Here is a 25,292-nt window from a genome sequence, read left to right as displayed (position 1 = left end):
CTCGTTTCAGCGATCTGAGAACGTCGCGGACCGCCGGATCTCGCACACCGATCCCGTCCACTACGTCCACCGGTCGACCGTCCCGACCGCGACGCGGCATCGTTCGACGGCTCCGGACTCGCGACCGGGCGGAAGCCACGCAGTGTGGCCGTCGGCGCTCCGGGGTCGTGGTCACGAAAAGACATATGCCGGTCGCGCCGCCCCCGTTCGACGTATGAAGAAGGTCCTCGCGAGCATCGGAGTCGGGAACGCGACGGTCGACACGGTCCTGGCCTCCACGACCGTCGAACCGGGCACGTCGGTCGACGCGGAGATCCACACCGAGGGCGGCTCCGCCGAACAGACCGTCGAATCGATCGAACTCGAACTCGAGACGCGGTACGCCACCGAAGACGGGTACGAGGAGGCGACGGTCGACCGCCTCCGCCTCTCGGACGGGTTCACCGTCGAGCCCGGACAGCGCGACGTCCGGTCGACGACGATCGAGATCCCGTACGCGACGCCGGTGACGCTCGGGCGCGTGGACGTCTGGGTCGAGACGGAACTCGACATCCCGATGGCCGTCGACCCCGAAGACAGGGACCCTCTCGAGGTGCGACCGACGCCGCGGATGCAGGCAGTGTTCGACGCCATGGAGGCACTCGGCTTCTCGTTCCGCTCCGCGGAGTGTGAGGCCGACCCGTACGGCCGGTACGCCACCGGTCGACCGTTCGTCCAGGAGTTCGAGTTCGAGTTCGATCCCTCCGGCGGATCGTTCGTCGGTCGTCTCGACGAGGTCGAACTCGTCTGCCATCCGTCGGCCGAGGAGCTCACGGTCTTCGTCGAGGTCGACCGCCGCGGCGGTCTCCTGAGCGAACTCGCCGACACGGACGAACGGAAGACCTCACTGACGGTCTCCGACGCGGACGCCGCGACCGTCCGCCGACGGCTCGAGGACGCCATCGAACGGCACGCCTGAGCGGGTCGGTCGCTGGAACGGTCGTTCGTGCTCGCCCGCGAATTCGGTGGCGACGCCGAGCAGTACCTCCACGGCTCGAAGGGTCCGGCGTTCGTCGAACGCTCTCAGCACTTCACGGCGCTCGGCGACTCGCTCACCCCGTGTCGGTTCGTGAGCGAGGGTAGGTGGGGCAAGCGCGTCAACGACCGCTCCCGCGACGCGATCAACCACGCGACCGGGTGGGATCTCTCGACCGACGACGTCGAGACGATCGGCGAGCGGGTGTACACCCTCGAACGCCCGATCAACGTCCAGCGCGGGGTCGCGCGCCGCGAGACCGATAGCCTCCCGTATCGGATGACGCACGAGCCGGTTCCCGACGGTCCCTCCGCAGGGATGTACTGGCCCCCGACGAACTGGACCGGATGCTCGACGACTACTACGACGTGCGCGGGTGGGACGATGATGGCGTCGCCACGCCGGAGAGGCTCGATCGGCTCGACCTGCCGACTTCGGTGGACCCGCCGGGGTCGGATAACCGCCGTCGGTTCAGACGGCCGGTGTCGGCTCCCCGGTCGCGAGTCCCGCGAGCAGGTCGGTCATCGGGACGGCGCTCTCGCCACCCGTCCCCGTGCGGACGACGACCGGCACGCCGTCTTCGGTGCGGACGTCCAGCACCGTGTCGAACAGGTGTGCGAGCGTCCCGACCGTCTGCGCGTCGTGGGCGTCCGAGTGAAGCACCTGTAGCGTGACGCCGCCGACGGCGGCCATCCGCCCGTTGAGAACGTGCAGGAACCGGTAGACCCGCTCGAGCGAACTGTACTGCAGCAGCGTCGACAGGCTGTCGACGAGCAGGCGGGGGCGGTCGCCACCCTCGACGATCGCCGACACCGCCCGACTCGTCGACATCCCGAGGCCGGTCAGGTCGCTCGGCGACGTGACGTACCACGTCCGTCGGTCGCCCCCGTCGGTGCACGCGATGGTCCCCCCGTCAACCTGCGAGCGCACCGCGTCGACCACGTACCAGCGGTCACTCATCGTCGCGTCCCCGGTGGCGGCCAGTCGTCGCTGGAGCGTCGCCACGTCCGCCGCCGCCGACAGCACGATCGGCCGCTCGTCGGTCGGGAGTGCGGCCAGCAGTGCCATCCCGAGCGTCCGCTTGCCGGCCAGCGAGGTCCCCCGAACGAGCACGTTCGACCCCGGCGCGAACGTCGAGAGGCGGTCGTCGTCGCGTGCGTCGACCGTGGCCCGTGTGGGTTCCTCCGTGTTCATCCTAATTTCAAGATTGTCAGTATCTTATATAACTCTGTGGCCGTCTTATTCAGTATCGAGAGTGAAAAACGAAAACCGTCGCGACGACGGTGTGGGGCCGAGCCACCCGCTCGACGGCGGTGACCGCGTCTCGCCACCGGGTTTTTGTCTCTCGCCGACGTCGTTGACGTATGTCTGCCGACGAGAACGTCCTCGGAACGCCGCTCCGGCCGTGTAGCGTCGCGCCCGAGACGGGATACCTGCGCGACGGCCACTGTCGACACGTCGAGGCAGACCGCGGACGACACGAGCTGTGTGCCGTCGTCACGCAGGAGTTCCTCGAGTTCAGCCGTGAACGGGGCAACGACCTCGTCACGCCCCGTCCCGAGTTCGACTTCCCCGGTCTCCACCCCGGCGACCGCTGGTGCGTCTGCGTCGGCCGGTGGCTCGAGGCGTACGAGGCCGACTGCGCACCTCCGCTCGTGCTCGAGGCGACCAGCGCGGCGGTGCTCGACGACGTCCCGCTGGAGACGCTCCGCGCGTACGAGGCCGACGACGCGATCGACTGATCGACGGGCTCAGAAGAGCGACGCGACCGCGCCGACCGACGAGAGGACCATCAGACCGACGAGGACCAGGGCAATCAGTTGCTGTCTGTCCATGCACCCTCTTCGTCGGCGGATGACTTGAACCCCCGGTGTCGGTTCTCAGGACTGAGTTTCGATTCGTGGTTCGGTTCAGTCGTCAGCGGGAGCCGCGCCTTCGTGCGACGAACCCTGGGTCGCGCCCATGGTCTCCTGCATGAGCGAGCCGAGGCGGATGGGCATCATCGACAGCGCGCGGACGATCGCCGCGAGCACGACGAAGATCCCCGTCAGGATGTGGGCGATGCCGCCGAGTTTGAGCCAGAGCAGGGTTGAGGGCCATTGGTGGATCGTCGCGAGCTGGGCGTTGAGCGCGGCGCTCGTCCGTTCGGGACCGCCGCCCGCGAGGCTGTGGTTCGTCTGGGTGGCGAAGAACTCGTCGAGCAGCGGGTGGAACTGTGTGAGCTCGAAGAACAGCGCGCTGCCGACGAGCAGGTAGCCGACGGCGGCGAACAGCGCGCCGACCATCAGCATCACCTTTATCTTCTTCATCTGTGCCGCGATCTCCTCTTGCTGAGCAGTCGCCTGTACCATACTCACCGAGACGGAGGGAACTCATATGCTGGTACTGTGGTGAGGCCGGCTGCTCGCACAGCACCCCGAGCGTTTATACGTGGGGTGACCCCCGCAGTCGCGGTCAACGGTCCGGCGTATTCACCTGCTCGCGCAGTCACGCGCGCCATACCGGAAGTTCGCTTCACCGACGGTGGCCCGGCTCCGCGTCGACGTGCCCATCGCCTCGTGTTCGATCTCACCCGTACGCCCGGAGCCGGTCGAGGTCCGTGCGGAGCTCCGATCTGAGCCGCCCCGCCAGTTCGTCGCGGGCGCGTTCGCTCCCCCCCGCGCTCCAGCGGTCGAACGACCGCATGCTGGCGAGTTTGAACGCGACGCGGTAGAACGCGCGGCGGCGCTCCCACCCGTCGTCGAGCTCGTGGACGTCGCGGTAGCCGGCGTGGACGTGTGGTCGGAGCTCCTCTCGCGCCGCCGCCGTCGACAGTTCCCCGAGCAGGACGTTCTTCTCGAACTCGAAGAGGTCGTACTCGGCGTGCCCGGCAACGGCGAATCCCCAGTCGACGACGCCGACGAGGTCGTCCCCGCGCGCGAGGAGGTTCCGGGGGCCGTAGTCGAAGTGGAGACAGACCGGCTCCGTGCCCACCCCGTCGGCGAGGAACGACTCCGGCGTCAACGCCGCCGAGAACGTCGGCCGAAGGTCAGCGAACCGGCTGGTGGCGAGTTCGTCTAGCCAGCCCGCGACGAGTTCGGCGAGGAACGCCGGCCACGAGGGCCGCGGCTCCACCGTCACCCCCCTGTCCGCGTCGGCGACACGGAGTGGACCGCTCGCGTCGAACCCGACTTCCCGATGGAGTTCCCCCAGCGCACGACCCGCCGCCTCGAGCAGTCTCACCTGCGTCTCCCTCCCGAGCCCGGCGAACCGCCCGCCGAGGTTCTCGGCGTCGATGGCCGCCGTCACGTGGTACATCTCGTCCCAGTCGCCGGAGACGTCGCTCGCGAGCACCCGCGGGACCGGGAGCGTCGTCTCCCGGCGGACGAGCCGCATCAGTGCGGGTTCGAGCGCGAACCCCCGTTCGTACCACGCCTCTAGCGGGACGGCGACGACGACGCTTCGATCGTCGAACCGGACGTGGTACGTGGCCTTGCAGCCACCGGCGAGCCGCTCGACCCCGCGGATCGTCCGTCCGGAGAACTCGCGGTCGACGACGGCGGCGACCACGTCGGGCACGTTCACGACCGTGAGACGGGACGAAGTGACAAACCGCTATCGGCCCCCGGGCGCATGGTCAGCCACTACGTACGGGATCTGCCTCTATGTACAAGATCCGTAACCAGGTATAGGGTCGGCCACCTGGTACAGAGGGATGCCCCCAAGACTGCTACTGGGTACAGCTATGTCGCGCCCACACGTACGCGTCACATGGTTTCCGAGACAACTCCCGAAGTGAGACACCCCCGCACGCTCGCGGCGTTCAGGACCGTCCTCTACGCCGCCGTCGCCGTCGCCGTCGTCGGGCTGGTCGGCGTCGGAGTCGCCGTGGTCGGCGTCGGTGTGGTCGTCGCCGGCCTCTCGCTCCTCCTGAACGGTGACGCGAACGTGCTCGGGCTCGCGCTGCTCGTGGCCGGCGGTCTCGTCCCCGTGGCGCTCGCGGCCGTCGTCGGCGTCGGCGCGCGCCGACTCGATCGACGCGTCACCGCCGCGGATCGACGACCCGACCCCCTCGCGGCACTCCAGGCGCGGTACGTCGCCGGCGAGATCGACGAGGGGACGTTCGAACACCGCGTCGAACGGCTCCTCGCCGGCGAGTCGCTCGCTGGCTCCGCCGGTGGGCGGCGTCGTCGCATCCGCTGGCTCCTCGCGTGGGTTCTCGCGCGCGTCGTCTCCCGTCGGCGGCGTCGGCCGCCTCGTGCCAGTCGTGAGCGAGCGGCCGAGGCGGAGCTGAACTGACCGACCCCGGACTCGGTCCGAAGTAAACCGACCGGAGCTGCAGTGCCTAGCCCGAACGAGACGGCCCCAACTCGGCCCGACCTGCCCCTCTGTGTCCACCCCGCAGACCCGGTCGAGCGTGGGTCGCAGACGGTCCGCTCTCCGGCCGTCCGCGTCGCCGATCACGGTGCGGCGTCGAGCCCGACGCCGTCGAGTCCGGCGGCGAACTCCTTCATCACCTTCTCCTCGATCCGGTGGAGCCGCTCGCTCACCGTCGACTTCGCGAGTCCGAGGGCGTCGGCCAGCTCGGTGAGCGTACATCCCCGGGGGGTGTCGTAGTAGCCGCGTTTGACCGCCTCGCCGAGGAGTGTGCGCTGTCGCCCCGTCAGGAGCTCCGTCGACGTCGGCGACTGCCGCAGGTACTCGACCTCGTACGACATCCCGAACTCCGCCAGCTGTGTCGTGAGTTCGGAGAGCCGCGACTGCGCCGCGGTCAGCTCCAGGTCGGCCTGCCCGGCGACGATTTTGAGGGGGAGCTCCAGTGGCACCATCGAGTTGCGGACGGCCATGAGCAACAGCGGCTGTGACGTCTCGAACTGGACGAGTGCCTCCGTGTCGCTCGCCTGCAGCAGTTCGACCGCGTCGATCCCCTCGTGCTCCTCGACGGCGGTGAGGACCGAACGCATCTCTCGCGCGGTGATCTCGAGCAGGCCAACGCCCGTGTCGTCGGCCGGCATCGCGGCCAGGACCCGAAAGACGGCGTCGGGGTGGGCGGTCGACACTTCACCGATCCACGTGCCCGACGGCAGGTCGACGACCAGTTTCGCGAGGGCCATACCGTGGAGTACGCACGCCCGCACACTGAATCCCTTGGACGAACATGTTCGGACACACCGGTCGGTGAACCGCTTAGTTCGAACTTCGAAGCTGGCTCTCGCGACTGCTGGCGCTCAGCCCGTCCCGGCGACACATCGCTCGATATCGGCCAGCGACTTCATCTCGAGGACGTTGTACGGCGCGTCGATCTCCGTCGCCACGGATCGGAACGCGGGCAGCGGGTCGTGATCGTCGTCGGTGCCGTCGTTGTCGTGCAGGTGGACGACGTGGATGCGGTCGCCGACGGCGTCGACGAACGCTTCGACCGGCACTCCCGCGACCTTCGCGTGGCCGACGTCGAGCGTCACCCGGAGTTCCGATCCCGCACCGACGTCGTCGAGGAGCGCCGCGAGTCGTTCCGGTGTGGCCGTGTTCCGTCGTTTCGAGCCCGTGTCTCGCTGGTTCTCGACGCAGAGGGGAACCTCGACCGTAGCGGCGTGGTCCGCACAGGCCCGGAGCGACCGCACGGCCTGGTCGCGGGCGCGACGCTGAACACGTCCGGGGTAGCGTGGCCTGACCGATCCGCCGTGAACCACGACGCCGACCGCGTCCGCGGCGGCGGCGAAGTCGAGCGCGTCGCGGACGCTCGCCACCGTCGCTACCCGCAGTCGTTCGTTGAGGTTCCCCAGGTGACAGTCGCGGAACGGCGCGTGGACCGTCACGGTCAGATCCGCGCCGTCGGCGACGCGCCGCACGCGTTCCGGGGTGGGCGCGTCCGGGTTGGTGTCGAGGTAGCCCTGCCTGATCTCGACGTGTGAGAGTCCCTGTTCTCGCAGGAAAGCGACGAACTCCTCGAACGACTGGTCGAATCGCAGGTCGAGCGCCGCGCCGAATCTCATCGGTTCGCTGGAGGGGACGGGCGGGTATAGGCGTTCGTCCGATCCACGTCGTGTTCTCAATAACTGTATCGCTTCTCGCATTCCTAAATGAACAGAATCGGTGTCCGTCGGTGCGGCCCCGCGTGGACAGCACAGCGCGCGCTCGACGGACAGGATCGACGAACCCGCTTGTCCCCATTCGACTATCACCACCGAGATTCATGCCCGCAGAATTATATATGAAATCCGTAACGTACCTGCATGGCAACAGAAAACCGATCGAGCGGCGGTATCGTGCTGGACACGTCACTGATCCTTCGCAGTGTTCGATACTACGCCGTGATCGGAGGTGGTCTAGGGCTGTTGGGTATCGTCCTCCTCACACAGTTCGGCGGGGGAGAGGGAATGAGCGGGGCCATCATGAACGGTATCCTCTCGATGGTCGTGGTCGCATTCGCCGTGTTGAGCGGCCCGCTCATCGCGGCGTTCATTGGGTACGCGACCGCCGAAGACGGTGTCGGTGATATTCGCTCTCGGTCCGTGAACAGCGGGATTGCGAACGGCATTGGGTTCGCCGTGTTCGGAATCATCGTCTCCGTCCTTCTGCTGGTCGGTCTGTCAGCCGTCGTCGGCAGCGGTGGGGATGGTGGTGCGACCGCGAGCAGTAGCAGCGGCGGCGGTCCGATCGAACTCGGAAAACTCGTCACGCTGGTCGTTCTCATGGTGGTCCCGAACTCCCTCGTCGGCGGGACGATCACCTTTTTTCTCGAAGGGCGAGGTGGAGCCTCGCCGCGGTAGTCGACCGGTCCCGACGAGTTCGACGCGGACGGTCGGAGTCGGTGGCGACGGAGTCGGGCGACGTGTGCTCGTGGCAGCGGTTGTCGCTGGGCTGGTCGTCGCGGCTGGTGGTGTCGCGGCGTCCGGCATCGTGAGCCAGCCACTGGACCACCTGATGGGGAGTGGCGGTGAAACCGATAGCGGACCGATCGTGGGGCCTGACGGGACCGTGGGTGGTGACGGCGGTGGTGATCTCCCTGCCGAAGCCTTCACTCCTCCTGTCGATCAGGACGTGCTTCTCGATGCCCACGCAGGGCGATTGGACGCAGCCGGCTCGTTCACTTTCGAGGAAAGGTACACGTTCGCGAGTGACGACTTCGACGCGCTGCCAGCGAACCGGACGACGACGGTCACCCACGACCTCGATGGGGATCAGGTAGTCGTCGAGAGCGTCGTCGGCAGCGGGACCGCTACGGAGCGCTACGTCGCGTACCGCAACGGAAAGGAAAAGTACGAACGACGGGAACTGCAGACGGGAGAGACGGAGTACGCTACCCCGGAGCGGGACCTGGCACCCGACGCGTTGCTCGAACCGTTTGTACTCCAGGAGTTCGGGAACGTCACACTCGACCACCGGGAAGGTGAAACTGGCCACGTCTACACGGCAACCGGTGTCGATACGCTCTCCGACGGTGCGTTCAGTTCCGGGACCCAAGAGATCGTCGGGTTCGAGCTGACGGCTACCGTGACGAATCGTGGGCTCCTCCGCTCGTATTCGTTCACGATCGAGTACCAGCAGGAAGACGGGAGGGCGTACACCCTCTCCGGACATGCTGAGTTCACCGCGGTCGGAACGACCGACGTACGAGCGCCGACGTGGCTCTCCGAGGCTCGCGAATCGACGACGTAAGCACGAACCGCGGTGAACTTTTATATACTCACCACGGCTCGTTTCGGACAGCATGGGACGGGTTTACGCGGTCGCGAGCGCGAAGGGCGGGGTCGGCAAGACGACCACCACGGCGAACCTCGGGGTCGCCCTCGCCGCCGCGGGCTACCGGGTCGCGGTCGTCGACGCCGACCTGGGGATGCCGAACCTCGGCCGGATGCTCGGCCTGTCGCCCGACGGCCCGACGATCCACGACGTGCTCGCCGGCGACGCCGACCCGCTCGAGGCGGTGTACGAGGGGCCGCTCGGGGTCGGCGTCGTCCCCGGTTCGACCGACCTCGACCACTACGTGAAAGCGAACCCCCGGACGCTCCGGACCGTCGTCGACGCGCTCGACGACTACGACGTCGTCCTCGTGGACACGGGTGCGGGCCTGAGCCACGACACGGTGCTCCCGCTCGGCCTCGCCGACGCCGTCCTGCTGGTGTCGACGCCGCTGCCCGACGCCATCGGCGACACGGAGAAGACTCGCCAGCTGGCCGCACACGTCGACACGCCCGTCCTCGGGCTCGTGCTCACGCGCGTCGACACGGACCGCGTCGACGTCGACGCGCTCGTCGCTGACCTCGAGATCGACCTCGTCGAGGTCGTCCCGGAGGACGCGTCGGTCGAGGACGCAACGACGGACGGCGAACCGATCACGGCACACGACGGCGACTCGCCCGCCGCGGCGGCGTACCGGGCGCTCGCCGGGGCGCTCGCTGCCGATGCGATGGGCGAGTCGTTCGACGAGGCGGCCGCCGCGGCCGGACTCGACGCGGACGCGGACACGACTCCGGCCTCCGACGACGGGTCGCAGGCCTCCGCCGACGAACGCCCGTCGGACGCCAGCAGCGAGGCCGAGGCGGACGCGGAGACCGCCGTCGACCCGGAGGACCCGACCGACGAAACCGATCCCGTGACCGACCTCGACGAACTCGACGTCTCGTCCGTGCTCGACGAGGGCGAGGACGATCTCGAAGCGGTCTTCGAACTCGACGAGGAGATCGGGGCTGTCGCGGACGACGAAGACGTAGTAGACGAAGGAGAAGAGATCGGAGCTGACGAAGGAGAAGAGATCGGAGCTGACGAAGGAGAAGAGATCGGAGCTGACGAAGGAGACGAGAGGGACGAAGGGGAGGAAAGGGACGAAGGAGAGGGGACGACCGACGACACGTCGGTCGACTCGGTCGAATCCGGGTCGGGCGGCGGGATCGCGTCGACGCTCGCGGACGTCGAGTCGGCCAGCGAACCGGACGCGTCGGCGGGCTCGGCGGACACCGACGTCGATGGTGACGGAGACGACGCCGACCACGCCGACACCACCGACCCCTCCACCGTCGCCGAGACGGTCTCCGAGGCGGAACCCGACGCTGACGCCGACGACGAGGGAGTGACGTTCGACGCGGCCCCGTCCGCCGAGGAGACGGGTGTGGTCATCCAGCCGGGCGACGGACCCGACATCCCCGACGCTGAGGCCGACCACGGCGACGACGCGTCGTCCCCGCCGACGGACGAGGCGGTGGCCGCGGACGCGGACGAGACCGACGACGGCGGCGACGCAGACGAGGACGGGGAGGACGCGAACGCGGAGGCGACCGGGGCGGACGAGGAGGACACCGACGAGCCGAAGAAGGGGCTGTTCGGTCGGTTCTTCGGCTGACCGCTCCTCGATTCCTCCCTCCGTGACGGAGGCGATGTGCTACTGGAGAGGGTTCGGTCTTCCACCGGCCGGAGAACGAGAAGTTCTTTTAGTCCGCTCTCCCGACGATTCGTATGGCTGATTCAGACGCGGTCCCGTTCTGGTGGCTCGTGCTGTTCTTGCTGCTCGCGCTCGGCCTCGGTGCGGCCACGGTCGTCGGCGTCGGCGGTTCGCTCATCGCCGGCCTCCTCGCCCCCGCGCCGGTCGTGGTCTGACGCGGACGACGACCACCGTCGCCGCCCCCGATCAAGCCGCTTTCGGAGTATCGAGCGTCGGCTATCGATCGCCGCGCGGTGGTGGGTCGACTCGCCGACCGTGCCCGTCTCACATCGACGTGGGTGCCTCGACGCCGAGGGTGTCGAGGGCGTTCGCGACCGTGTGCCGTGCCGCACGGACGAGCGCGACCCGGGCCGCTCTCACCGACTCGTCCTCCGCGGAGAGCACCGGACACTCCCGGTAGAACGTGTTGAACGTCTCGCTGATCTCCCGGGCGTACGTGGCGATCGCGTGCGGCTCGAGCTCCTCGGCGGCGACTTCGACCCGCGCGGGGAAGCGGGCGACGACACGCAGGAGGGCGCGTTCTTCGGGTTCGGTCAGCACCGACGCGTCGGCCTCCCTCTCGACGTCCGCGTCGTTTAAGATTCCACAGCAGCGCGCGTGGACGTACTGGACGTACGGCGCGGACTGCGCCTCGAAGTCGAGCGCGCGCTCCCACTCGAAGGTGATCGACTTCGTGGGCTGTTTCGAGACGATGTCGTAGCGGACGGCACCGATCCCCACCTGGTGGGCGATGCGGTCGACGTCTTCGTCGGTGAGGTCGTCGTCGCGGACGCGGTCGTCGAGGCGTGATTCGACCTCGTCCCGTGCCCGCGCGATGGCCTCGTCGAGGAGGTCGTCGAGGTCGACGCCGGTGCCCTCGCGGGTGGACATCCCGCCCTCAGGCAAGTTCACCCACGAGTAGAACGTCGATTCGAGCCGCGAGGTGTCGTTGCCGAGCACGTCGAGCGCCGCTTTCAACTGCTGTGCCTGCAGCTTGTGGTCCTCTCCCAGCACGGTGACGGCGCGGTCGAAGTGCTCGAACTTCCACTCGTGGTGGGCGAGATCGCGCGTCGTGTAGAGCGTCGTCCCGTCCGACCGCAGGAAGACGAGGTGCTTTTCGATCCCGTACTCGGAGAGGTCGAGCTGCCAGGCGTCGTCCTCGTAGACGGCGTGATCGCTCTCTTTGAGCCGACCGACGACGTCGTCGGCGGAGTCGTCGCGGATGAACTCCGTCTCCTTGACGAAGGCGTCGAACTCGGCGGGCAGTCGTTCGAGCGACTGGCGCATCCCCGCCAGCACCTGATCGACGACGTGGCCGACGCGCTCGAACGTCTCCTCGTCGCCCGCCTCTAGCCCCTGCATGATCGACTCGATCTCCGCCTCGGCCGTCGCCACGTCCGCGGCGGCGGCCTCGTCGAGCCACTGGTTCCCCTTCCGGTAGTAGCGGACGAGGTCGTAGTCGGGTCGGTTGCGCTCGGGTTCCGGGAGGTCACTCTCGTCGAACGTCTCGTACGCCCACGTGAAGACGGCGACCTGGCGGCCGGCGTCGTTCACGTAGTAGTGGCGCTCGACGTCGTAGCCGGCGTAGTCGAGACAGCGGGCGATAGCGTCCCCCAAAATCGGGTTGCGGGCGCGGCCGACGTGGACCGGACCGGTGGGGTTGGCCGAGGTGTGTTCGACCACGACGCTCGTCTCCTTCGGCTCGAGTCGGCCGTACTCCTCGTCCTGGGCGGCGTCGAGCGTCGCGGCGTCGTACTGCTCGGAGACGTGGAAGTTCACGTAGGGTCCCTGCGTGTCGACCGCCCCGACGTACTCGTACTCCGCGGTCGAAACGGCGTCGGCGACGTCGGCGGCGATCTTCGGCGGCGGTGCCCCGACCTCGCTCGCGAGTCGGAACGCGACGCTCGACGCCAGTGTCGCCGAGACGTCTTCGGGGGGTTCCTCTACGCCGAGGTCGTCGGTCGGCAGGTCGAGCGACGCGAGCGCGGCGGAGAGGGCCGCCTCGACCTCCGTCCGGAACTCTCTGAACATGCGCGTGCCTTCCGCCGCGTCCGGTATTAGGGTACCGAGTTGCGACGGTCGAGGGCTGCCTGCGTCTCGACTGCACCAACCGACACGTTTAGCCCGTGGTCGTTCCTACACCGATCCCCGACGACCGCTCGGCGCTCGTTGCTCGTTCACCCGCCGCTCGCCCGTCCCCCGACCGTAACGATTCTGGGACGCATCCCAGATTCGGCATGCTTATCCCGGCGGCTTCCCAACACGAACGTATGCCAGAATCGGTACCGACGACGGCCGTCGGCTACGACGAACTCGCCGCGCTGAAGCGGGTCGCACTCGACGGCGGCCTGACCGGGCCGGTCAAGATCTCCTGTTCGGGGCTGGCCGCCGAGCTCGAGACGTCGAGTCAGACCGCCTCACGGCGGCTCCAGCGGCTCGACGAGGCGGGCTACCTCGACCGCGACGTCGTGAGCGACGGCCAGTGGGTGTCGGTGACTGCCGACGGAGAGGCGGCGCTCCACGCGGAGTACGCCGAGTATCGCCAGATCTTCCGAGGACCGGACGCCGTCACGCTGGAGGGCGCTGTGACCGGCGGGATGGGCGAGGGCAAACACTACATCTCCCTGTCGGGGTACATGACGCAGTTCCGCGAACGGCTCGGCTACGAACCGTATCCCGGCACCCTCAACGTCGATCTCACGCCGGACAGCGTCCGCGCCCGCACCGCCATCGGCTCGCTCGACGCCGTCCCGATCGACGGCTGGGAGGACGACGAACGGACGTTCGGGTCGGCGACCTGCTACGCGGCCACCGTCGGCTTCGAGGGCGAAACGTACGAGGACGCCCACATCATCGTCCCCGACCGCACCCACCACGACGAGACGCAGCTGGAGATCATCGCTCCCGACCGGCTCCGCGACGCCCTCGGGCTGGCCGACGGGGATCAGATCACCGTGCGAATCGAGGCGATCTAGATGCCGTCGACCTCCGACACCGACCTCGAGTCCGACGCGGGCGCGGGGAGCGAACCGACCGATCCCGTCGCCCGTGCCATCCGGGCGTTCCGCGACGGCGAGCCGGTGCTCGTCCACGACGCCGACGACCGCGAGGGTGAGACGGACATCGTCTACCCCGCGGGATCGATCACCGCCGGCGCGGTCGCACACCTGCGCAACGACGCCGGCGGGCTCGTCTGTGTCGCGCTCGGCGACAGGGTGGCGGCCGCCCTCGACCTCCCGTTCCTCGACGCCGTCCTCGACCATCCGACCGCGGCCGACCACGACCTCGCGTACGACTCGCGGTCGTCCTTTTCGCTCCCGATCAACCACCGCGAGACGTTCACCGGGATCACCGACGCCGACCGTGCACTGACGATCGGGAAACTCGCCGACGTCGCCGCCCGGATCGACGCCGGCGAGGCGTACGACGTCGACGACTTCTCCCGCGAGTTCCGCTCGCCCGGCCACGTCCACGTGCTGCGCGCGGCGGGGGGGCTGCTCGACGAACGACGGGGCCACACCGAACTGGGCGTCGCGCTCGCACGGGCGGCCGGTCTCCCGCCCGCGGCGGTCGTCTGCGAGATGCTCGACGACGAAACGGGCGACGCGCGCTCCGTCGTCGACGCGCGCGCGTACGCTCGAGCGAACGGGTACGTCTTCGTCGAGGGACGTGACCTCGTCTCGGGCCTGTAACTCGTCGTCGTCTCGGACTCGTCGTTTCTCTACGCCGATCGCCAGCTCCGTTTCGGTTCCCACCCGAGCAGTTCGTCTGCCTTCTCCACCGATACGAGGCTCTCGTACCCCTCGAACTCGCGCGTGGTGTCGACGTCGGGGTACTCCGCGGCCAGGAGGTCCGTGGTCGGGAGGTCGACGGTCGTGTCCGCGGCGGCGGCCCAGACGGCCTCGTGGCCGGCGTGGTCGGCCTCGACGGCGCGGGCGACGAGGTCGGCGGCGTCGGCGGCGTGGAGATACGCGAACAGCGTGTTGCGGATCGAGTGGTACGACTCGTGCTGGTGGAGCGCCTCCAGCGACCGGTCGGCCTCGACGAACGCTCGCTGGACGTCTTCTGGTCGGGGCATCCACGGTACGCGCAGCGAGGTGATCGTGGGTGCGTCCGCCCGTCGTCCCACCCCGTCGGCGGTCACCTCCATCACCTGCTTGGCGAGGCCGTATGGGTCGCGCGGCGTGAGCGGGTGGTCCTCGTCGACCGGCAGGTACGACAGCCGGACGGGGTCGGGATCGAACCCCGACCCCAGCGCGCTCATGCTCGACGCCAGTACCACCGACTCGACGCCGAGCGCCTCGCTCGCCTCGAGAACGAGGTAGCTGCTCCCGACGGTGCTCTCGAACGTGACGTGGCCCGGTGTCCCGTCGGGGTTCGACAGCATCCCGAGGTGGACCACCGCGTCGGCGTCGCTCCGCGCGAGGACGCCGTAGGCGTCGCCGGGGCGGGTCATGTCGCCTCTGAGGTGTGCGTCGCCGACGTCGCCGCCGGACCGCGAGTTACCGACGACGCGGTACGTCTGCGAGAGCCGGTCGACGACGGTCGGCCCGATCCGACCCGTCGCCCCGGTCACGAGCACGGTGTCGATGGACGTGGGCATCGATCGACGTGTGGCCGAGCAGGGGCAAAAAACCGCTCCAGCCGTGTGGGTTGTGCTCAGGGCACTCCCGACCCATTTTATAACAGTGGCCGGCTACGAGCGAGTATGAGCTTCGACGAGATGGACGTCGACACGATCTGGCAGGACGGCGAGTTCGTCGACTGGGACGACGCGCAGATCCACGTCCTGACGCACGGTCTCCACTACGGCACTGGCGTCTTCGAGGGCGTCCGGTGTTACGACACCGAGAAGGGTCCCGCGATCTTCCGCTGGGACGAACACCTCGAACGTTTCTACCAGTCGGGCAAGCCGTACGACATGGAGATCCCGTTCTCCAGGGAGGAGCTGACCGAGGCGACGCTGGAACTCATCCGACGGCAGGGGCTGGAGTCGTGTTACATCCGCCCGATCGCCTTCTACGGCTACGACTCACTGGGCGTGAGTCCCCGGAACTGCCCGGTCGACGTCGCCATCGCCGCCTGGCCGTGGGGGGCGTACCTGGGCGAGGAGGCGATCGAACAGGGCGTCGACGTGATGGTCTCGTCGTGGCGCAAGCACGCGTCGAGTCAGATCCCCACGAACGCCAAGACCACGGGGCTGTACGTCAACTCCCTGCTGGCGGGCGAGGAGGCGCGACGGAACGGCTACGTCGAGGCGATCGTCCTCAACAAGGAGGGACAGGTCGCCGAGGGGCCGGGCGAGAACATCTTCCTCGTCCGCGACGGCGAGATCTACACCCCGGGGCTCTCCCAGAGCATCCTCGACGGGATCACCCGCCAGACCGCGATCACGCTCGCCCGCGAACTCGGTTACACCGTCCACGACGACGCCACCATCTCCCGCGGCGAACTCAACACCGCCGACGAACTGTTCTTCACCGGGACGGCCGCGGAGGTCACCCCCATCCGCAAGGTGGACAACGTCGTCATCGGGAACGGTTCCCGTGGCCCGGTGACCGAGGAGGTTCAGCAGGCCTTCTTCGACCTCGTGGAGCGCCGCACCGACGACCACGAGAAGTGGTTCACGTACGTCGAATAGGGTCAGGAGTCGGTCGTTGGTGGCGTCGCTGCGTCTGCCGCGGTCGTGGTTTCTGTCGTGGTCGTGGTCGTGGTTTCTGTCGTGGTCGTGGTCGTGGTTTCTGTCGTGGTCGTGGTCGTGGTTTCTGTCGTGGTCGTGGTCGCGGGTCCGTGTGTGGGTTCGTTTCGGCCTCTCACCGTCGCCCGTACTTCGGTCCCTCCAGCGACCGTCTCGAGGAAGAAGCCGACCGATTCGACGTCCCTCGACGGGCCGTCTCGAAACGTCTGCTCCCAGACGACCGTTTCGCCGGGCGCTGCGTCGAGGGCGAACGGGTACGGGGCGTAGGCGAAGTTCAGACCCGCGACGTTGAGTACTCCCTTGAACACCCCGGCAACGTCAGAGACGTTCTCGGCGACGACACGAACCGACACCGGGTCGTAGAGGAGCAGCGTCTCCGGGATCTCGACCGACCGGAGCTCGAACTCGGCCCTCGGCTGGCGGAGCGCGTCGAGCTGGGCTGCTTCGAGTCGCCACGACGCCGTCTCGTCACCGTGACTGAGTACGATTCGTGCCTCGCCGGCGTCGAGTCCGGGCGGGACGGCGAACCCGACCCACCCCTGCTCGGTTCCATACGACGGGTCGTACACTGGACCACGCTCGTCGAGTTGAGCGTCCCTGCCGAACAGGTCGACCCGGCCCGGATACGTCTCGCCGTCGACATCGAGCGAGAACGCGCCCGGCGCGGGTCCCGCCTCGCTTCCCGACACGGAGACGACGACGTACCGCTCGTCGTCGGCGGTGTGGAGCGTCATCGTGTCGTCGTCGAGTGTCAGTGCCGAGTCCTGGACGGTGAGGGTCGAGACGGTGACCGGAACGCCGCCGACGGACTGTTCCGTACCGAGGTCGACGGCTGTCGACGACCCTGTCGCGGCCGATGGCTGCCGGCCCGTCCCCGTCGTCGACTCGGACTGGTCGGCCTCGCGGCCGAGACAGCCTGTCGACGTGACGGCCAGGCCGGTAACTGCGAGAAACGCGCGTCTGGAGGGCTGACGCATGTGATATCACCGTCCCACCGCGACAAATGTCTTCTGTCCGTCCGTCTCGCGCCCTGCTCAGGACTGCGACCCCGACCCTGTCCCCGACGACTCGGTCGTGATGTCGACCGATCCCGACGACTCGCCGTCCGACTCGGGTTCTTCGAAGACGTCGATCTCGACGCCGTGGTCCTCCTCGGCGAACCCGGCCGACAGAATGCGCGTGAGCGCCTCCTCGACGCGTTCGTCGGTCTCGGTGATGTCTTCGGACTCGACCTCCATCACGAAGCCGGTGGTGATGTTCGGCGCGGTCGGCATGAACAGCACCTCGCGGCCGTCTTTCGTGCGTTTTCCGGTCTTGAACGCGGTCATGCGGACGCCGGGCCACACCTCGAGACGGACGGGTTTCTGGAGGTCTTCGGTTCCAGTCAGGGCGGTTTCGACGGCGAGTTTGGAGGCGTTGTAGAGCACCCGCACGAGGGGGACGCGGTTCATCACGTTGTCGAGGGCGGCCTCGAACAGCTGGCCGGCCGTCGTGCGCATGAGGTAGCCGACCGAGAGCACGAGCATCGTGAAGACGACGATGGCGACGAGGACGCCGAACGGCGGTGTGAGGTTGCGGATGACCGGGAGCGACGCGATCTGCGAGTAGAGCCAGTTGATCACGAACAGAATAACGAGTATCGGCACGAGGACGACGAGCCCGGAGGCGAAATCACGTCTCCACGAGGACATCAGTGACTGATTGGTCGCTGGCCTTATGAGGCCTTCCTCTTCGGACCACCCCGCGCCCGACCGGTTGGCGGGCGTCTGACCCGTCGAATCCCCGATCTACGAGCGGTCGGCGCGGGCGCGTTCGCCGAGACGGTCCGCCGTGAGGATCGCGTCACGCACCATCGCCGGCTCGACGGCGAACGGCTCGTTGTGGATGGTCTCTCCCTCGGCGCACGCGGCCTCGGCCACGACGTCGAGCTGGTCGCGCGTCGGATCGTCGAGCCCGATCTCCGAAAGCGTCACCGGCAGACCGACGTCGAGCGAGAACTCGATGATCTCCTCGACGAACGCGTCGTCGCGACCTTCCAGCACGAGCTGCGAGACCGTCCCGATGTTCACCTTCTCGCCGTGGATCGCCTCGTGGGTCGCCTCCAGCTGGGTGAGGCCGTTGTGGATCGCGTGGGCGGCCGCCAGCCCGCCGCTCTCGAAGCCGAGCCCCGACAGGAGCGTGTTCGCCTCCGTGACGGCCTCGACGCTCTCGGAGACGGCGTCGCGGTCGACCGCCTCGACCGCCGACACCGCGTGGGCGCGCAGCGTCTCGTAACAGAGCTTCGCGAGGTTCGTGCCCGTCCGTGTCGGTTTCCCGCCGACGAAGTTGTCGCCGCCGGACTGTGCGTTCGCGTCGGCCTCGAACCACGTGGCGAGCGCGTCGGCGACGCCGCCTCTGAACAGCCGGGTGGGTGCCGCGGCGACGATCGCGGTGTCGACCAACACGAGGTCCGGGTGGTTGTCGTGGAACCAGTACTCCTCGAACTCGCCGTCCTCCGTGTAGATGACCGAGAGTGCGCTCGTCGGCGCGTCCGTCGACGCGATGGTCGGCATCGACACCATCGCGACCTCCAGCTGTTCGCCGACGGCCTTGGCCGCGTCCAGCGCCTTCCCCCCGCCAGCGCCGATCACGACGTCGGCACCGCGCTCCTCGGCGACGCCCGCGATCCGGTCGATCTCGGTCGTCGAACACTCGCCGCCGAACGTCACAGAACTGGCGTCGACGCCCGCGCCCGTGAGGCTCGTCACCACCGTGTCCTCGACGAGCCCGAGGACGAACTCGTCGCCGAGGACGAGCGCCGTCCCGCCCAGTGGCTCCACGTGTGTCCCGATGTCGCCCGTGACGTCCCTTCCCTGTACGTACCGCGCCGGTGATTTGAAGATGCGAGACATCTCGGCTGGACCGACGCCGACCGGTCGTTAATAATTTATTCGTTTGACACGACACGTTCCGGTCGGAAGAAAACCGCCGCGTTTTATCGGGTCGGTTTCGCAGGGGCAGTATGGTCGGTTCACTCGTCGTCGGTGCGCTCTGGGCGATGCTCCCGGCGTACGTCCCGAACAACGCGGCCGTGGTGTTCGGTGGCGGTCCCCCGATCGACGGCGGGCGGACGTGGGGCGGCGAGCGCGTCCTCGGCGACGGCAAGACGTGGCGAGGAACTCTCGCCGGCACCCTCGCCGGGGCCGCCGTCGCGCTCCTGTTGAACCTCCTCGCTCCCACGATCGGGGGCCTCGTCGGCTTCGCGCTCCCGACGTTTCCCCTCCGAGTAGGTGTCACGCTCGCGTTCGGGGCGATGCTCGGCGACATCGTCGCCTCCTTCCTGAAGCGACGGACGGGCCGGGAGCGCGGCGCGGCGTTTCCCGGCGTCGACCAGCTCGACTTCGTCGTCGGCGCGCTCGGGCTCACCGCGCTCGGTTCGCCCGCGTGGTTCGCCGCGACGTTCCCGCCCCCCGCACTCGTCGTGGTGGTCGTCGCCACACCGCTCCTCCACGTCGCGACGAACGCCATCGCCTACCTGCTCGGGCTGAAGGACGAACCGTGGTAGCGCGACAGTCCGGCACCACGCGCGGACGTCGTGTGGTCGTGCCGGAGGGCGTTCGCCCCACCGTCTACACGCAGAGCCCTCGGATCGTCTCGCCGGCCGTGGCGATCGCCGCACGGGCCTGCGGGAGGTCGGGTTCCCCGAGCATGGTGAAGAAGCCGTGGATCATCGCCTCGTGGTGGTGGTGGTCGACTGCGACGCCGGCGTCCGCCAGCCGCTCGGCGTACTCGATCCCCTCGTCGCGGAGCGGATCGAAGCCACACGTGACGACCGACGCGGGCGGCAGATCCGACAGGTCCCGCGCCCGGAGCGGTGAGGCGACCGGGTTCAGCCCGTCGACGTCCGTCGGCAGGTAGTGGTCCCAGTACCACTCCATGCTCGCCCGCGTGAGGAAGTACCCCTCGGCGTTCTCCGCGTACGACACGGTGTCGAACGCGTGGTTCGTCACGGGGTACACCAGGTACTGGTGGGCGATCTCCGGTCCGTCGCGTTCGCGTGCGAGGAGCGACACGGCAGCCGCGAGGTTCCCGCCGGCGCTGTCGCCCGCGACGACCAGCCGGTCGAGGTCGGCGTCGACGACGTGACTGTTCGCGGTCACCCACTCGGTGGCGGCGTAACAGTCCTCGACCGGGACGGGGAAGGGGTGCTCCGGTGCCAGGCGGTAGTCGACCGAGACGACCACGCAGTCACCGGCGTCGCAGAGTGCCCGACAGCCCTGGTCGTGCGTGTCGAGGTTCCCCACGACCCACCCGCCCCCGTGGAAGAAGACGACGACCGGGTGTGGACCGTCGCCGTCGGGCCGGTACACACGAATCGGGATCCCTCCGACCGGTCCTGGGATCTCGAGCTCCTGCACGCCCCCGACCTCGTCGAGTTGCGCATCGTCGAGCACGAACAGCTCCTCGATGAGCTGTCGTGCCCCGTCAACGGACAGGTCGGCGACGTCGGGCACGCCCATCTCGGCGAGCTGGTCGAGCAACTCCTGTACGTCCGGGTGTGGTTCGGATGCCATGAGTGATCATGGTGCGTTCTCCACGATGCGTGATGAACCTGTGCGTCAGTCGGCGCGGATCGTCCCGTTTATGCCCCCGCGACGACCCACACACGCCAATGACGAATCAAGAGCTCATCACGGCGCTCAGGGACGCCGACGCGGTCCGGTTCGGCGAGTTCGAGCTCTCGCACGGCGGCACCTCGGACTACTACGTCGACAAGTACCTCTTCGAGACCGACCCGCACTGTCTGCGACTGATCGCCCGGGCGTTCGCCGAGCGCGTCGGCGAGACGAAACTCGCGGGCGTCGCGCTCGGTGCCGTCCCCCTCGTGGCCGTGACGAGCGTCGAGACGGACAGCCCGTACGTGATCGTCCGCAAGAAGACGAAGGAGTACGGCACCGCCAACCGCATCGAGGGCCGGTTCGACACGGGCGAGCGGGTCGTCGTCCTCGAGGACATCGCGACCACGGGCACGAGCGCGCTCGACGCCGTCGAGGCGCTCCGCGAGGCGGGTGCCGTCGTCGACCGCGTCGTGGTCGTCGTCGACCGACAGGAGGGTGCACGGGAACTGCTCGCCGACAACGACGTCGAACTCGAGGCGCTGGTGACGGCGTCGGAGCTGCTCGCGGACGACGACCACGACGACGAGTCACACCCCTGAGGGGTACGGCCCGTCGAGGAATCCACAGATGTGGGCAACTCGTGTCGACGAATACACCGACGTATTCATACTTGTGCAGGCGTGTATTGAACGGTATGAACAGAGCGGAGAAGGCGGCCCTCCAGTTGCAGGCGGTCGCGGTCCTTCGGATGCTCAAGGAGACGCGAACGTACGACGAGCTCGCCGCGCTGACGGGACTGCCGGCGGGCGACCTCAACCGGTACGTCAACGGCCACGTGCTCCCGGGGATCGAGCGCGCCCGCGAGGTCGTCGAGGGCGTGGGACGCGAGGCGCTCGCGGCGGAGCTCGAGGCGCGGGTGACGTTCGACGATGAGGGGTACGTCGACAACTCCGGCGTCGTCTTCGACCAGTCGTTCCTCGATCTGGTCGCTCCGGTCGCCGCCAACGCGTTCGGCTTCGAACGCCCCGACGTCGTCCTGACGGCGGCCACCGACGGCATTTCGCTGGGTGCGGCGATGGCGTCGTACTTCGACGCCCGCCTCGCGTACGCGAAGAAGTCGAAGGAGACGGCCGTCGAGGAGTTCATCGAGTCGCGACAGCGGCTTGCGTCGGGCATCGAACTCACCTACTACCTCCCCGCGTCGGCGCTCTCGCCGGGCCAGTCGGTGCTGGTCGTCGACGATCTGATCCGGTCGGGGGAGACACAGGAACTCCTGCTCGATATCGCCGCACAGGCCGACACCGAACTGACCGGCGTCTTCGCGCTCATCGCCGTCGGGGACGAGGGCGTCTCCCGGGCGCGGACGTTCACCGACGCGCCCGTGGCTGCGCTCGCCTCGTTCGACTGACTCACATCGAACAGTGTCAAACCTCCGCTTGCGAGTTGGTTACTTCATCACTGGGCCGATAACATCACCATCTGACAGAACTGGTGTGCGAGATACAGAGAGTGTACGCAGCAAACAGATCTACCGGTCTATGCAGTGAATGAGCAGGAGTTGGTTGTTGCTAAGTTATCCTATCTGGACTGCAAATACGATCTGATCGTTCAGTATGATATGCAGGGGTTGCCCGGCGTCATTCCACTCTTGCGTCTCTGAGTACGGCGATTCTCTATTCGTGTCGGTGAAAGAAACTTCTACGTCGTAATCACTCCCCATTATGACTCTGTTGTTGATTTTCTCCTGTTCATTCGGTCTTAGTTCGAGACGTGTATCGATGCGGGAAGACTCGCTGTCGCGCTGTGTGACAATCAGATCAATCGTCCGTGGCACGTCCCCTTCATTGTGGACGAACACATCAGTTGCACCTCGGCTGCTCCCAAAGCTACCGTTACACCCAGCAAGTCCTGCGAGTCCGAGTGAGGTACAACCGCCGAGGAGGGCACGTCGAGACCAATTCGAGCACATACACCGAGTTCACGGCAGTTGGATTTGTATTTTCCCTACGTTTCTCCCTGCTGTGTTAGTTCACGTCTGACCGACTCACACCCCGTATACAGCAGCACCTTTGCCAGCTACTCAGTCTCTGTCAGTACCGGTGTGACCGATACAGGGGATGTATGTTGCACGCAATCGACCCTCGTTTCAAGCGATGGTAACTAAATCAGGTTTCAAGCGATGGTAACTGAATCAGCTACGAAGGGCGCAGGCAGGTAATCCGATTGTACGCCAGATCAAACAGCATCCAGCGTCCCTACTCTGCCGAAGTGTTTTGGGTGTATTCGACAGACTGCTGCGAGGGAGATAGTGACGAGAACGGGACGTCCCGGATGAGAATCTCCTCATCTCCGAACGGAAACGCGAGAACGATCGCGACCGCTCTCGTCCCTGCCTCGAGTCGTCGTGAGCGAGTCAAGTCCCCCCACTGTACGTAGACTCGATAGTCGCCGACTCGGTCGAAGCCGTCTACCTCGACGACTTCGCCCGGATCGAGTTCGTACGTTTCCCAAAAGACCGAGTCCCCTTCGCTCTCGAACAACACACTGAGGGACTGCCGACGTTCCGTCTCGTTCTGGAGAACGGTGTGTCGAACTTCCGACGTCCGAAGCTCGTCGGTGACTTCCGAGCCGAGAGTCCAACTGATGACTCCAGCACAGGCACCAACGAGCCCGGAGAGGATGTCACGACGTGTATTCACTACCTCCGCTAACGAGAGGATAATGAAATCTCTTGTGTCACTCGTGTCTGTTTGGGATATCGCGGAGGACGCCCGTATCACAATGCGGACTGACAGCTCCTCGTTTGTGAGTAGCTCCCTGACCGACTTGGGCTGTACATCTCGCGCGCCAAGAGAACTGTCCAATACGACCGAGGTGGGTTACGAGAGCGTGAACCCGCAATCCTACGATTGACGAACCACCGATCGATCTCGCGTGGCCGTGGCCGACCGACGGGACACCGCCACCGTCGTCCCTACTCGATATCCACATCCGTGCCTCTCGTCCCGTTCTCTTCGTTCTGGAGAGCCACGAATATACACGTACGTGGATATTCTTCGTGCGTCGGATAACAACGATTAAGTGTCTCGTTCGGGCTATAGTCGCTCGTGTAACATGGGGCTCGAAGGGACACTCACCGACTACTTCGACATCGACCAGCACGACACGACCGTCCGGACGGAGCTGCTCGCCGGGCTGACGACGTTCCTGACGATGAGCTACATCGTGGTGGTCAACCCCGCGATCCTCGCGGGTATCCCGGACGCGAAACCGGGGATCATCATCCAGGGGTTCGACCCCGCGACGGTCCGCTCGATGCTCGCCGTCGTCACGATCATTGCGGCGGCGGTCGCCACCCTCATCATGGGGCTGTACGCGAACCGCCCGTTCGGGCAGGCGCCCGGCCTCGGCCTGAACGCCTTCTTCGCGTTCACCGTCGTCGGCGCGCTCGGCATCCCGTGGCAGACCGCCCTCGCCGCCGTCGTCGTCGAGGGGATCATCTTCATCGGTCTCACCGCCGTCGGCGCCCGCGAGTACATCATCAAGGTGTTCCCCCAGCCGGTGAAGTTCGCGGTCGGGACGGGGATCGGGCTGTTCCTCGCACTCATCGGCCTCGAGGAGATGAACATCGTCGTCGCGGACCCGGCGACGTACGTCACGCTCGGTTCGGTCGCCGCGGACCCCATCGCGATCCTCTCCGTCGTCGGGCTGTTCCTCACCTTCGCGCTCTACGCCCGCGGCGTCCGCGGATCGATCATCATCGGCATCCTCCTCACCACGCTCTTGGGGTGGGTCGTCACGCAGGCGGGGCTGGTCGCCCCCGACGCCGGTCTCGTCGCCGGCCCGGCCACCGCCCAGTACGATATCACCCCACTCGCGGGCGCGTTCGTCTCCGGGTTAGGAAACGTCGAGGCGTTCTCCTTCGCGCTCATCGTCTTCACCTTCTTCTTCGTCGACTTCTTCGACACCGCCGGGACCCTCACGGGCGTCTCGCAGGTCGCCGGCTTCCTCGACGACGAGGGGAACCTCCCCGACATCGACAGACCGCTGATGGCCGACGCCGTCGGCACCACGGTCGGCGGCATGCTCGGCACCTCGACCGTGACGACGTACATCGAATCCGCCTCGGGCGTCGAGGAGGGCGGCCGTACCGGTCTCACGGCGGTCACCGTCGGTCTGCTCTTCGTCGCCTCCCTCGCGATCGTCCCGCTCGCGGCCGCGATTCCGCTGTACGCGTCGCACATCGCGCTCGTCGTCATCGGCGTCGTGATGCTCCGCAACGTCGTCGACATCGCCTGGGACGACATCACCTACACCGTCCCCGCCGGCATGACCATCCTCGTGATGCCGTTTACGTTCTCCATCGCCTACGGCATCGCCGCGGGCATCATCTCCTACCCGATCGTGAAAGTCGCCGCCGGCGAGTTCGACGACGTCCGCGCCGGTCACTGGGTGCTCGCCGCCGCCTTCGTCGTCTACTTCGTGGTGCGGACGAGCGGCGTGCTCGCCGCACAGGTCTGACGGTACTCGGGGGCGCTAGGCGTCGTCGCCCCGTCCCCCGCCGCGACCGAGCAACGTAACAGC

At 67.3% G+C, this 25,292-nt stretch carries 26 protein-coding genes and 2 pseudogenes; 16 read left to right on the top strand and 12 right to left on the bottom strand.

All coding sequences use genetic code 11. From position 1 onward, the window contains the following. Window positions 1-214 precede the first annotated feature (214 nt). From FZP69_RS21360 to FZP69_RS23465, 3 genes and pseudogenes are all read left to right on the top strand, one after another. Window positions 215-958 (top strand): sporulation protein, encoded by a 744-nt coding sequence (locus FZP69_RS21360; protein WP_152043362.1) that lies wholly within the window; start codon window positions 215-217, stop codon window positions 956-958. Between the two features lie 27 nt (window positions 959-985). Continuing rightward, window positions 986-1,324, top strand: a pseudogene (locus FZP69_RS23470) (aldehyde ferredoxin oxidoreductase C-terminal domain-containing protein); the annotation flags it as partial. Window positions 1,325-1,338: 14 nt separating this feature from the next. Further along, window positions 1,339-1,431 (top strand): annotated as a pseudogene (locus FZP69_RS23465) (aldehyde ferredoxin oxidoreductase C-terminal domain-containing protein); the annotation flags it as partial. Window positions 1,432-1,486: 55 nt separating this feature from the next. Here FZP69_RS23465 and FZP69_RS23115 read toward each other — a convergent pair. After that, complete coding sequence (locus FZP69_RS23115; protein WP_240137742.1) at window positions 1,487-2,209, bottom strand: RAD55 family ATPase; 723 nt, start codon at window positions 2,207-2,209, stop codon at window positions 1,487-1,489. Window positions 2,210-2,379: 170 nt separating this feature from the next. Between FZP69_RS23115 and FZP69_RS21345 the strand changes: the two genes are divergently transcribed. Beyond that, window positions 2,380-2,757, top strand: coding sequence for a DUF2237 family protein (locus FZP69_RS21345; protein WP_152043361.1), 378 nt, complete (start codon window positions 2,380-2,382; stop codon window positions 2,755-2,757). A gap of 168 nt (window positions 2,758-2,925) precedes the next feature. Here the strand turns inward: FZP69_RS21345 and FZP69_RS21340 are convergent, their stop codons facing one another. After that, window positions 2,926-3,366 (bottom strand): hypothetical protein, encoded by a 441-nt coding sequence (locus tag FZP69_RS21340; protein ID WP_240137740.1) that lies wholly within the window; start codon window positions 3,364-3,366, stop codon window positions 2,926-2,928. 217 nt (window positions 3,367-3,583) lie between these two features. Next, window positions 3,584-4,579, bottom strand: coding sequence for a phosphotransferase family protein (locus tag FZP69_RS21335; RefSeq protein WP_152043360.1), 996 nt, complete (start codon window positions 4,577-4,579; stop codon window positions 3,584-3,586). A 186-nt stretch (window positions 4,580-4,765) separates the two neighbouring features. On the opposite strand from FZP69_RS21335, the gene FZP69_RS22820 reads away from it, so the two are divergent. After that, entirely contained in the window at window positions 4,766-5,293 is a 528-nt protein-coding gene (locus FZP69_RS22820) for a hypothetical protein (protein ID WP_192918684.1), read from the top strand. A gap of 161 nt (window positions 5,294-5,454) precedes the next feature. On the opposite strand, the gene FZP69_RS21320 is transcribed toward FZP69_RS22820, so the two are convergent. Continuing rightward, on the bottom strand, window positions 5,455-6,108 hold the full coding sequence (locus FZP69_RS21320; RefSeq protein WP_152043358.1) for a helix-turn-helix domain-containing protein: 654 nt from the start codon (window positions 6,106-6,108) through the stop codon (window positions 5,455-5,457). A 114-nt stretch (window positions 6,109-6,222) separates the two neighbouring features. Continuing rightward, complete coding sequence (locus FZP69_RS21315; RefSeq protein WP_152043357.1) at window positions 6,223-6,987, bottom strand: sugar phosphate isomerase/epimerase family protein; 765 nt, start codon at window positions 6,985-6,987, stop codon at window positions 6,223-6,225. 240 nt (window positions 6,988-7,227) lie between these two features. On the opposite strand from FZP69_RS21315, the gene FZP69_RS21310 reads away from it, so the two are divergent. The 4 genes from FZP69_RS21310 (at window position 7,228) to FZP69_RS22815 (ending at window position 10,588) form a co-directional block, all read left to right on the top strand. Beyond that, entirely contained in the window at window positions 7,228-7,764 is a 537-nt protein-coding gene (locus tag FZP69_RS21310; protein WP_152043356.1) for a hypothetical protein, read from the top strand. Window positions 7,765-7,834: 70 nt separating this feature from the next. Next, window positions 7,835-8,653 carry a DUF7537 family lipoprotein gene (locus FZP69_RS21305; RefSeq protein WP_152043355.1) on the top strand — a complete coding sequence of 273 codons (819 nt, stop codon included), beginning with the start codon at window positions 7,835-7,837 and terminating at the stop codon, window positions 8,651-8,653. 52 nt (window positions 8,654-8,705) lie between these two features. Further along, a complete protein-coding gene (gene minD / locus FZP69_RS21300) occupies window positions 8,706-10,334 on the top strand; it encodes a cell division ATPase MinD (protein WP_152043354.1) in 1,629 nt (542 codons plus the stop codon). A gap of 113 nt (window positions 10,335-10,447) precedes the next feature. Further along, window positions 10,448-10,588: a hypothetical protein gene (locus FZP69_RS22815; RefSeq protein WP_192918683.1), complete on the top strand. Its 141-nt coding sequence runs from the start codon at window positions 10,448-10,450 to the stop codon at window positions 10,586-10,588. Window positions 10,589-10,697: 109 nt separating this feature from the next. Here the strand turns inward: FZP69_RS22815 and argS are convergent, their stop codons facing one another. Then, window positions 10,698-12,443, bottom strand: a complete 1,746-nt coding sequence (gene argS / locus FZP69_RS21295) for an arginine--tRNA ligase (RefSeq protein ID WP_152043353.1) — start codon at window positions 12,441-12,443, stop codon at window positions 10,698-10,700. Between the two features lie 239 nt (window positions 12,444-12,682). Between argS and FZP69_RS21290 the strand changes: the two genes are divergently transcribed. Together FZP69_RS21290 and ribB are read left to right on the top strand one after the other, a co-directional pair. Beyond that, complete coding sequence (locus tag FZP69_RS21290; RefSeq protein WP_152043352.1) at window positions 12,683-13,387, top strand: DUF120 domain-containing protein; 705 nt, start codon at window positions 12,683-12,685, stop codon at window positions 13,385-13,387. Beyond that, window positions 13,388-14,104: a 3,4-dihydroxy-2-butanone-4-phosphate synthase gene (gene ribB, locus FZP69_RS21285; RefSeq protein ID WP_152043351.1), complete on the top strand. Its 717-nt coding sequence runs from the start codon at window positions 13,388-13,390 to the stop codon at window positions 14,102-14,104. It abuts the gene before it with no gap. Between the two features lie 29 nt (window positions 14,105-14,133). Here the strand turns inward: ribB and FZP69_RS21280 are convergent, their stop codons facing one another. After that, entirely contained in the window at window positions 14,134-15,015 is an 882-nt protein-coding gene (locus FZP69_RS21280) for an NAD-dependent epimerase/dehydratase family protein (protein WP_152043350.1), read from the bottom strand. A 105-nt stretch (window positions 15,016-15,120) separates the two neighbouring features. Between FZP69_RS21280 and FZP69_RS21275 the strand changes: the two genes are divergently transcribed. Continuing rightward, entirely contained in the window at window positions 15,121-16,053 is a 933-nt protein-coding gene (locus FZP69_RS21275; protein ID WP_152043349.1) for a branched-chain amino acid transaminase, read from the top strand. 2 nt (window positions 16,054-16,055) lie between these two features. Here the strand turns inward: FZP69_RS21275 and FZP69_RS22810 are convergent, their stop codons facing one another. The 3 genes from FZP69_RS22810 to FZP69_RS21260 all read right to left on the bottom strand — a co-directional run bounded on the left by FZP69_RS22810 (window position 16,056) and on the right by FZP69_RS21260 (window position 19,001). Beyond that, window positions 16,056-17,087, bottom strand: coding sequence for a hypothetical protein (locus FZP69_RS22810; protein ID WP_192918682.1), 1,032 nt, complete (start codon window positions 17,085-17,087; stop codon window positions 16,056-16,058). Between the two features lie 57 nt (window positions 17,088-17,144). Then, window positions 17,145-17,801, bottom strand: coding sequence for a DUF502 domain-containing protein (locus tag FZP69_RS21265; RefSeq protein WP_152043347.1), 657 nt, complete (start codon window positions 17,799-17,801; stop codon window positions 17,145-17,147). A 96-nt stretch (window positions 17,802-17,897) separates the two neighbouring features. Continuing rightward, window positions 17,898-19,001, bottom strand: a complete 1,104-nt coding sequence (locus FZP69_RS21260; RefSeq protein ID WP_152043346.1) for a glycerol dehydrogenase — start codon at window positions 18,999-19,001, stop codon at window positions 17,898-17,900. A 110-nt stretch (window positions 19,002-19,111) separates the two neighbouring features. Between FZP69_RS21260 and FZP69_RS21255 the strand changes: the two genes are divergently transcribed. Next, window positions 19,112-19,654, top strand: a complete 543-nt coding sequence (locus FZP69_RS21255; RefSeq protein ID WP_152043345.1) for a CDP-2,3-bis-(O-geranylgeranyl)-sn-glycerol synthase — start codon at window positions 19,112-19,114, stop codon at window positions 19,652-19,654. A gap of 64 nt (window positions 19,655-19,718) precedes the next feature. Here FZP69_RS21255 and FZP69_RS21250 read toward each other — a convergent pair whose 3' ends face one another. After that, window positions 19,719-20,663, bottom strand: coding sequence for an alpha/beta hydrolase (locus FZP69_RS21250; RefSeq protein ID WP_152043344.1), 945 nt, complete (start codon window positions 20,661-20,663; stop codon window positions 19,719-19,721). A 98-nt stretch (window positions 20,664-20,761) separates the two neighbouring features. On the opposite strand from FZP69_RS21250, the gene pyrE reads away from it, so the two are divergent. Together pyrE and FZP69_RS21240 are read left to right on the top strand one after the other, a co-directional pair. Beyond that, a complete protein-coding gene (gene pyrE / locus FZP69_RS21245; protein WP_152043343.1) occupies window positions 20,762-21,307 on the top strand; it encodes an orotate phosphoribosyltransferase in 546 nt (181 codons plus the stop codon). A 95-nt stretch (window positions 21,308-21,402) separates the two neighbouring features. Next, window positions 21,403-22,116, top strand: coding sequence for a phosphoribosyltransferase family protein (locus tag FZP69_RS21240; RefSeq protein WP_152043342.1), 714 nt, complete (start codon window positions 21,403-21,405; stop codon window positions 22,114-22,116). An 847-nt stretch (window positions 22,117-22,963) separates the two neighbouring features. Here the strand turns inward: FZP69_RS21240 and FZP69_RS21230 are convergent. Next, window positions 22,964-23,407 carry a hypothetical protein gene (locus tag FZP69_RS21230; protein ID WP_152043340.1) on the bottom strand — a complete coding sequence of 148 codons (444 nt, stop codon included), beginning with the start codon at window positions 23,405-23,407 and terminating at the stop codon, window positions 22,964-22,966. A gap of 415 nt (window positions 23,408-23,822) precedes the next feature. Between FZP69_RS21230 and FZP69_RS21225 the strand changes: the two genes are divergently transcribed. Then, window positions 23,823-25,229, top strand: a complete 1,407-nt coding sequence (locus FZP69_RS21225; RefSeq protein ID WP_152043339.1) for an NCS2 family permease — start codon at window positions 23,823-23,825, stop codon at window positions 25,227-25,229. Window positions 25,230-25,292 lie beyond the last annotated feature (63 nt).

The organism is Salinigranum salinum, assembly GCF_009176545.1.
Classification (GTDB): domain Archaea; phylum Halobacteriota; class Halobacteria; order Halobacteriales; family Haloferacaceae; genus Salinigranum; species Salinigranum salinum.
The sequence above is the reverse complement of the archived record's forward strand: the minus strand, read 5'-3'. Positions and strand labels throughout refer to the sequence as shown.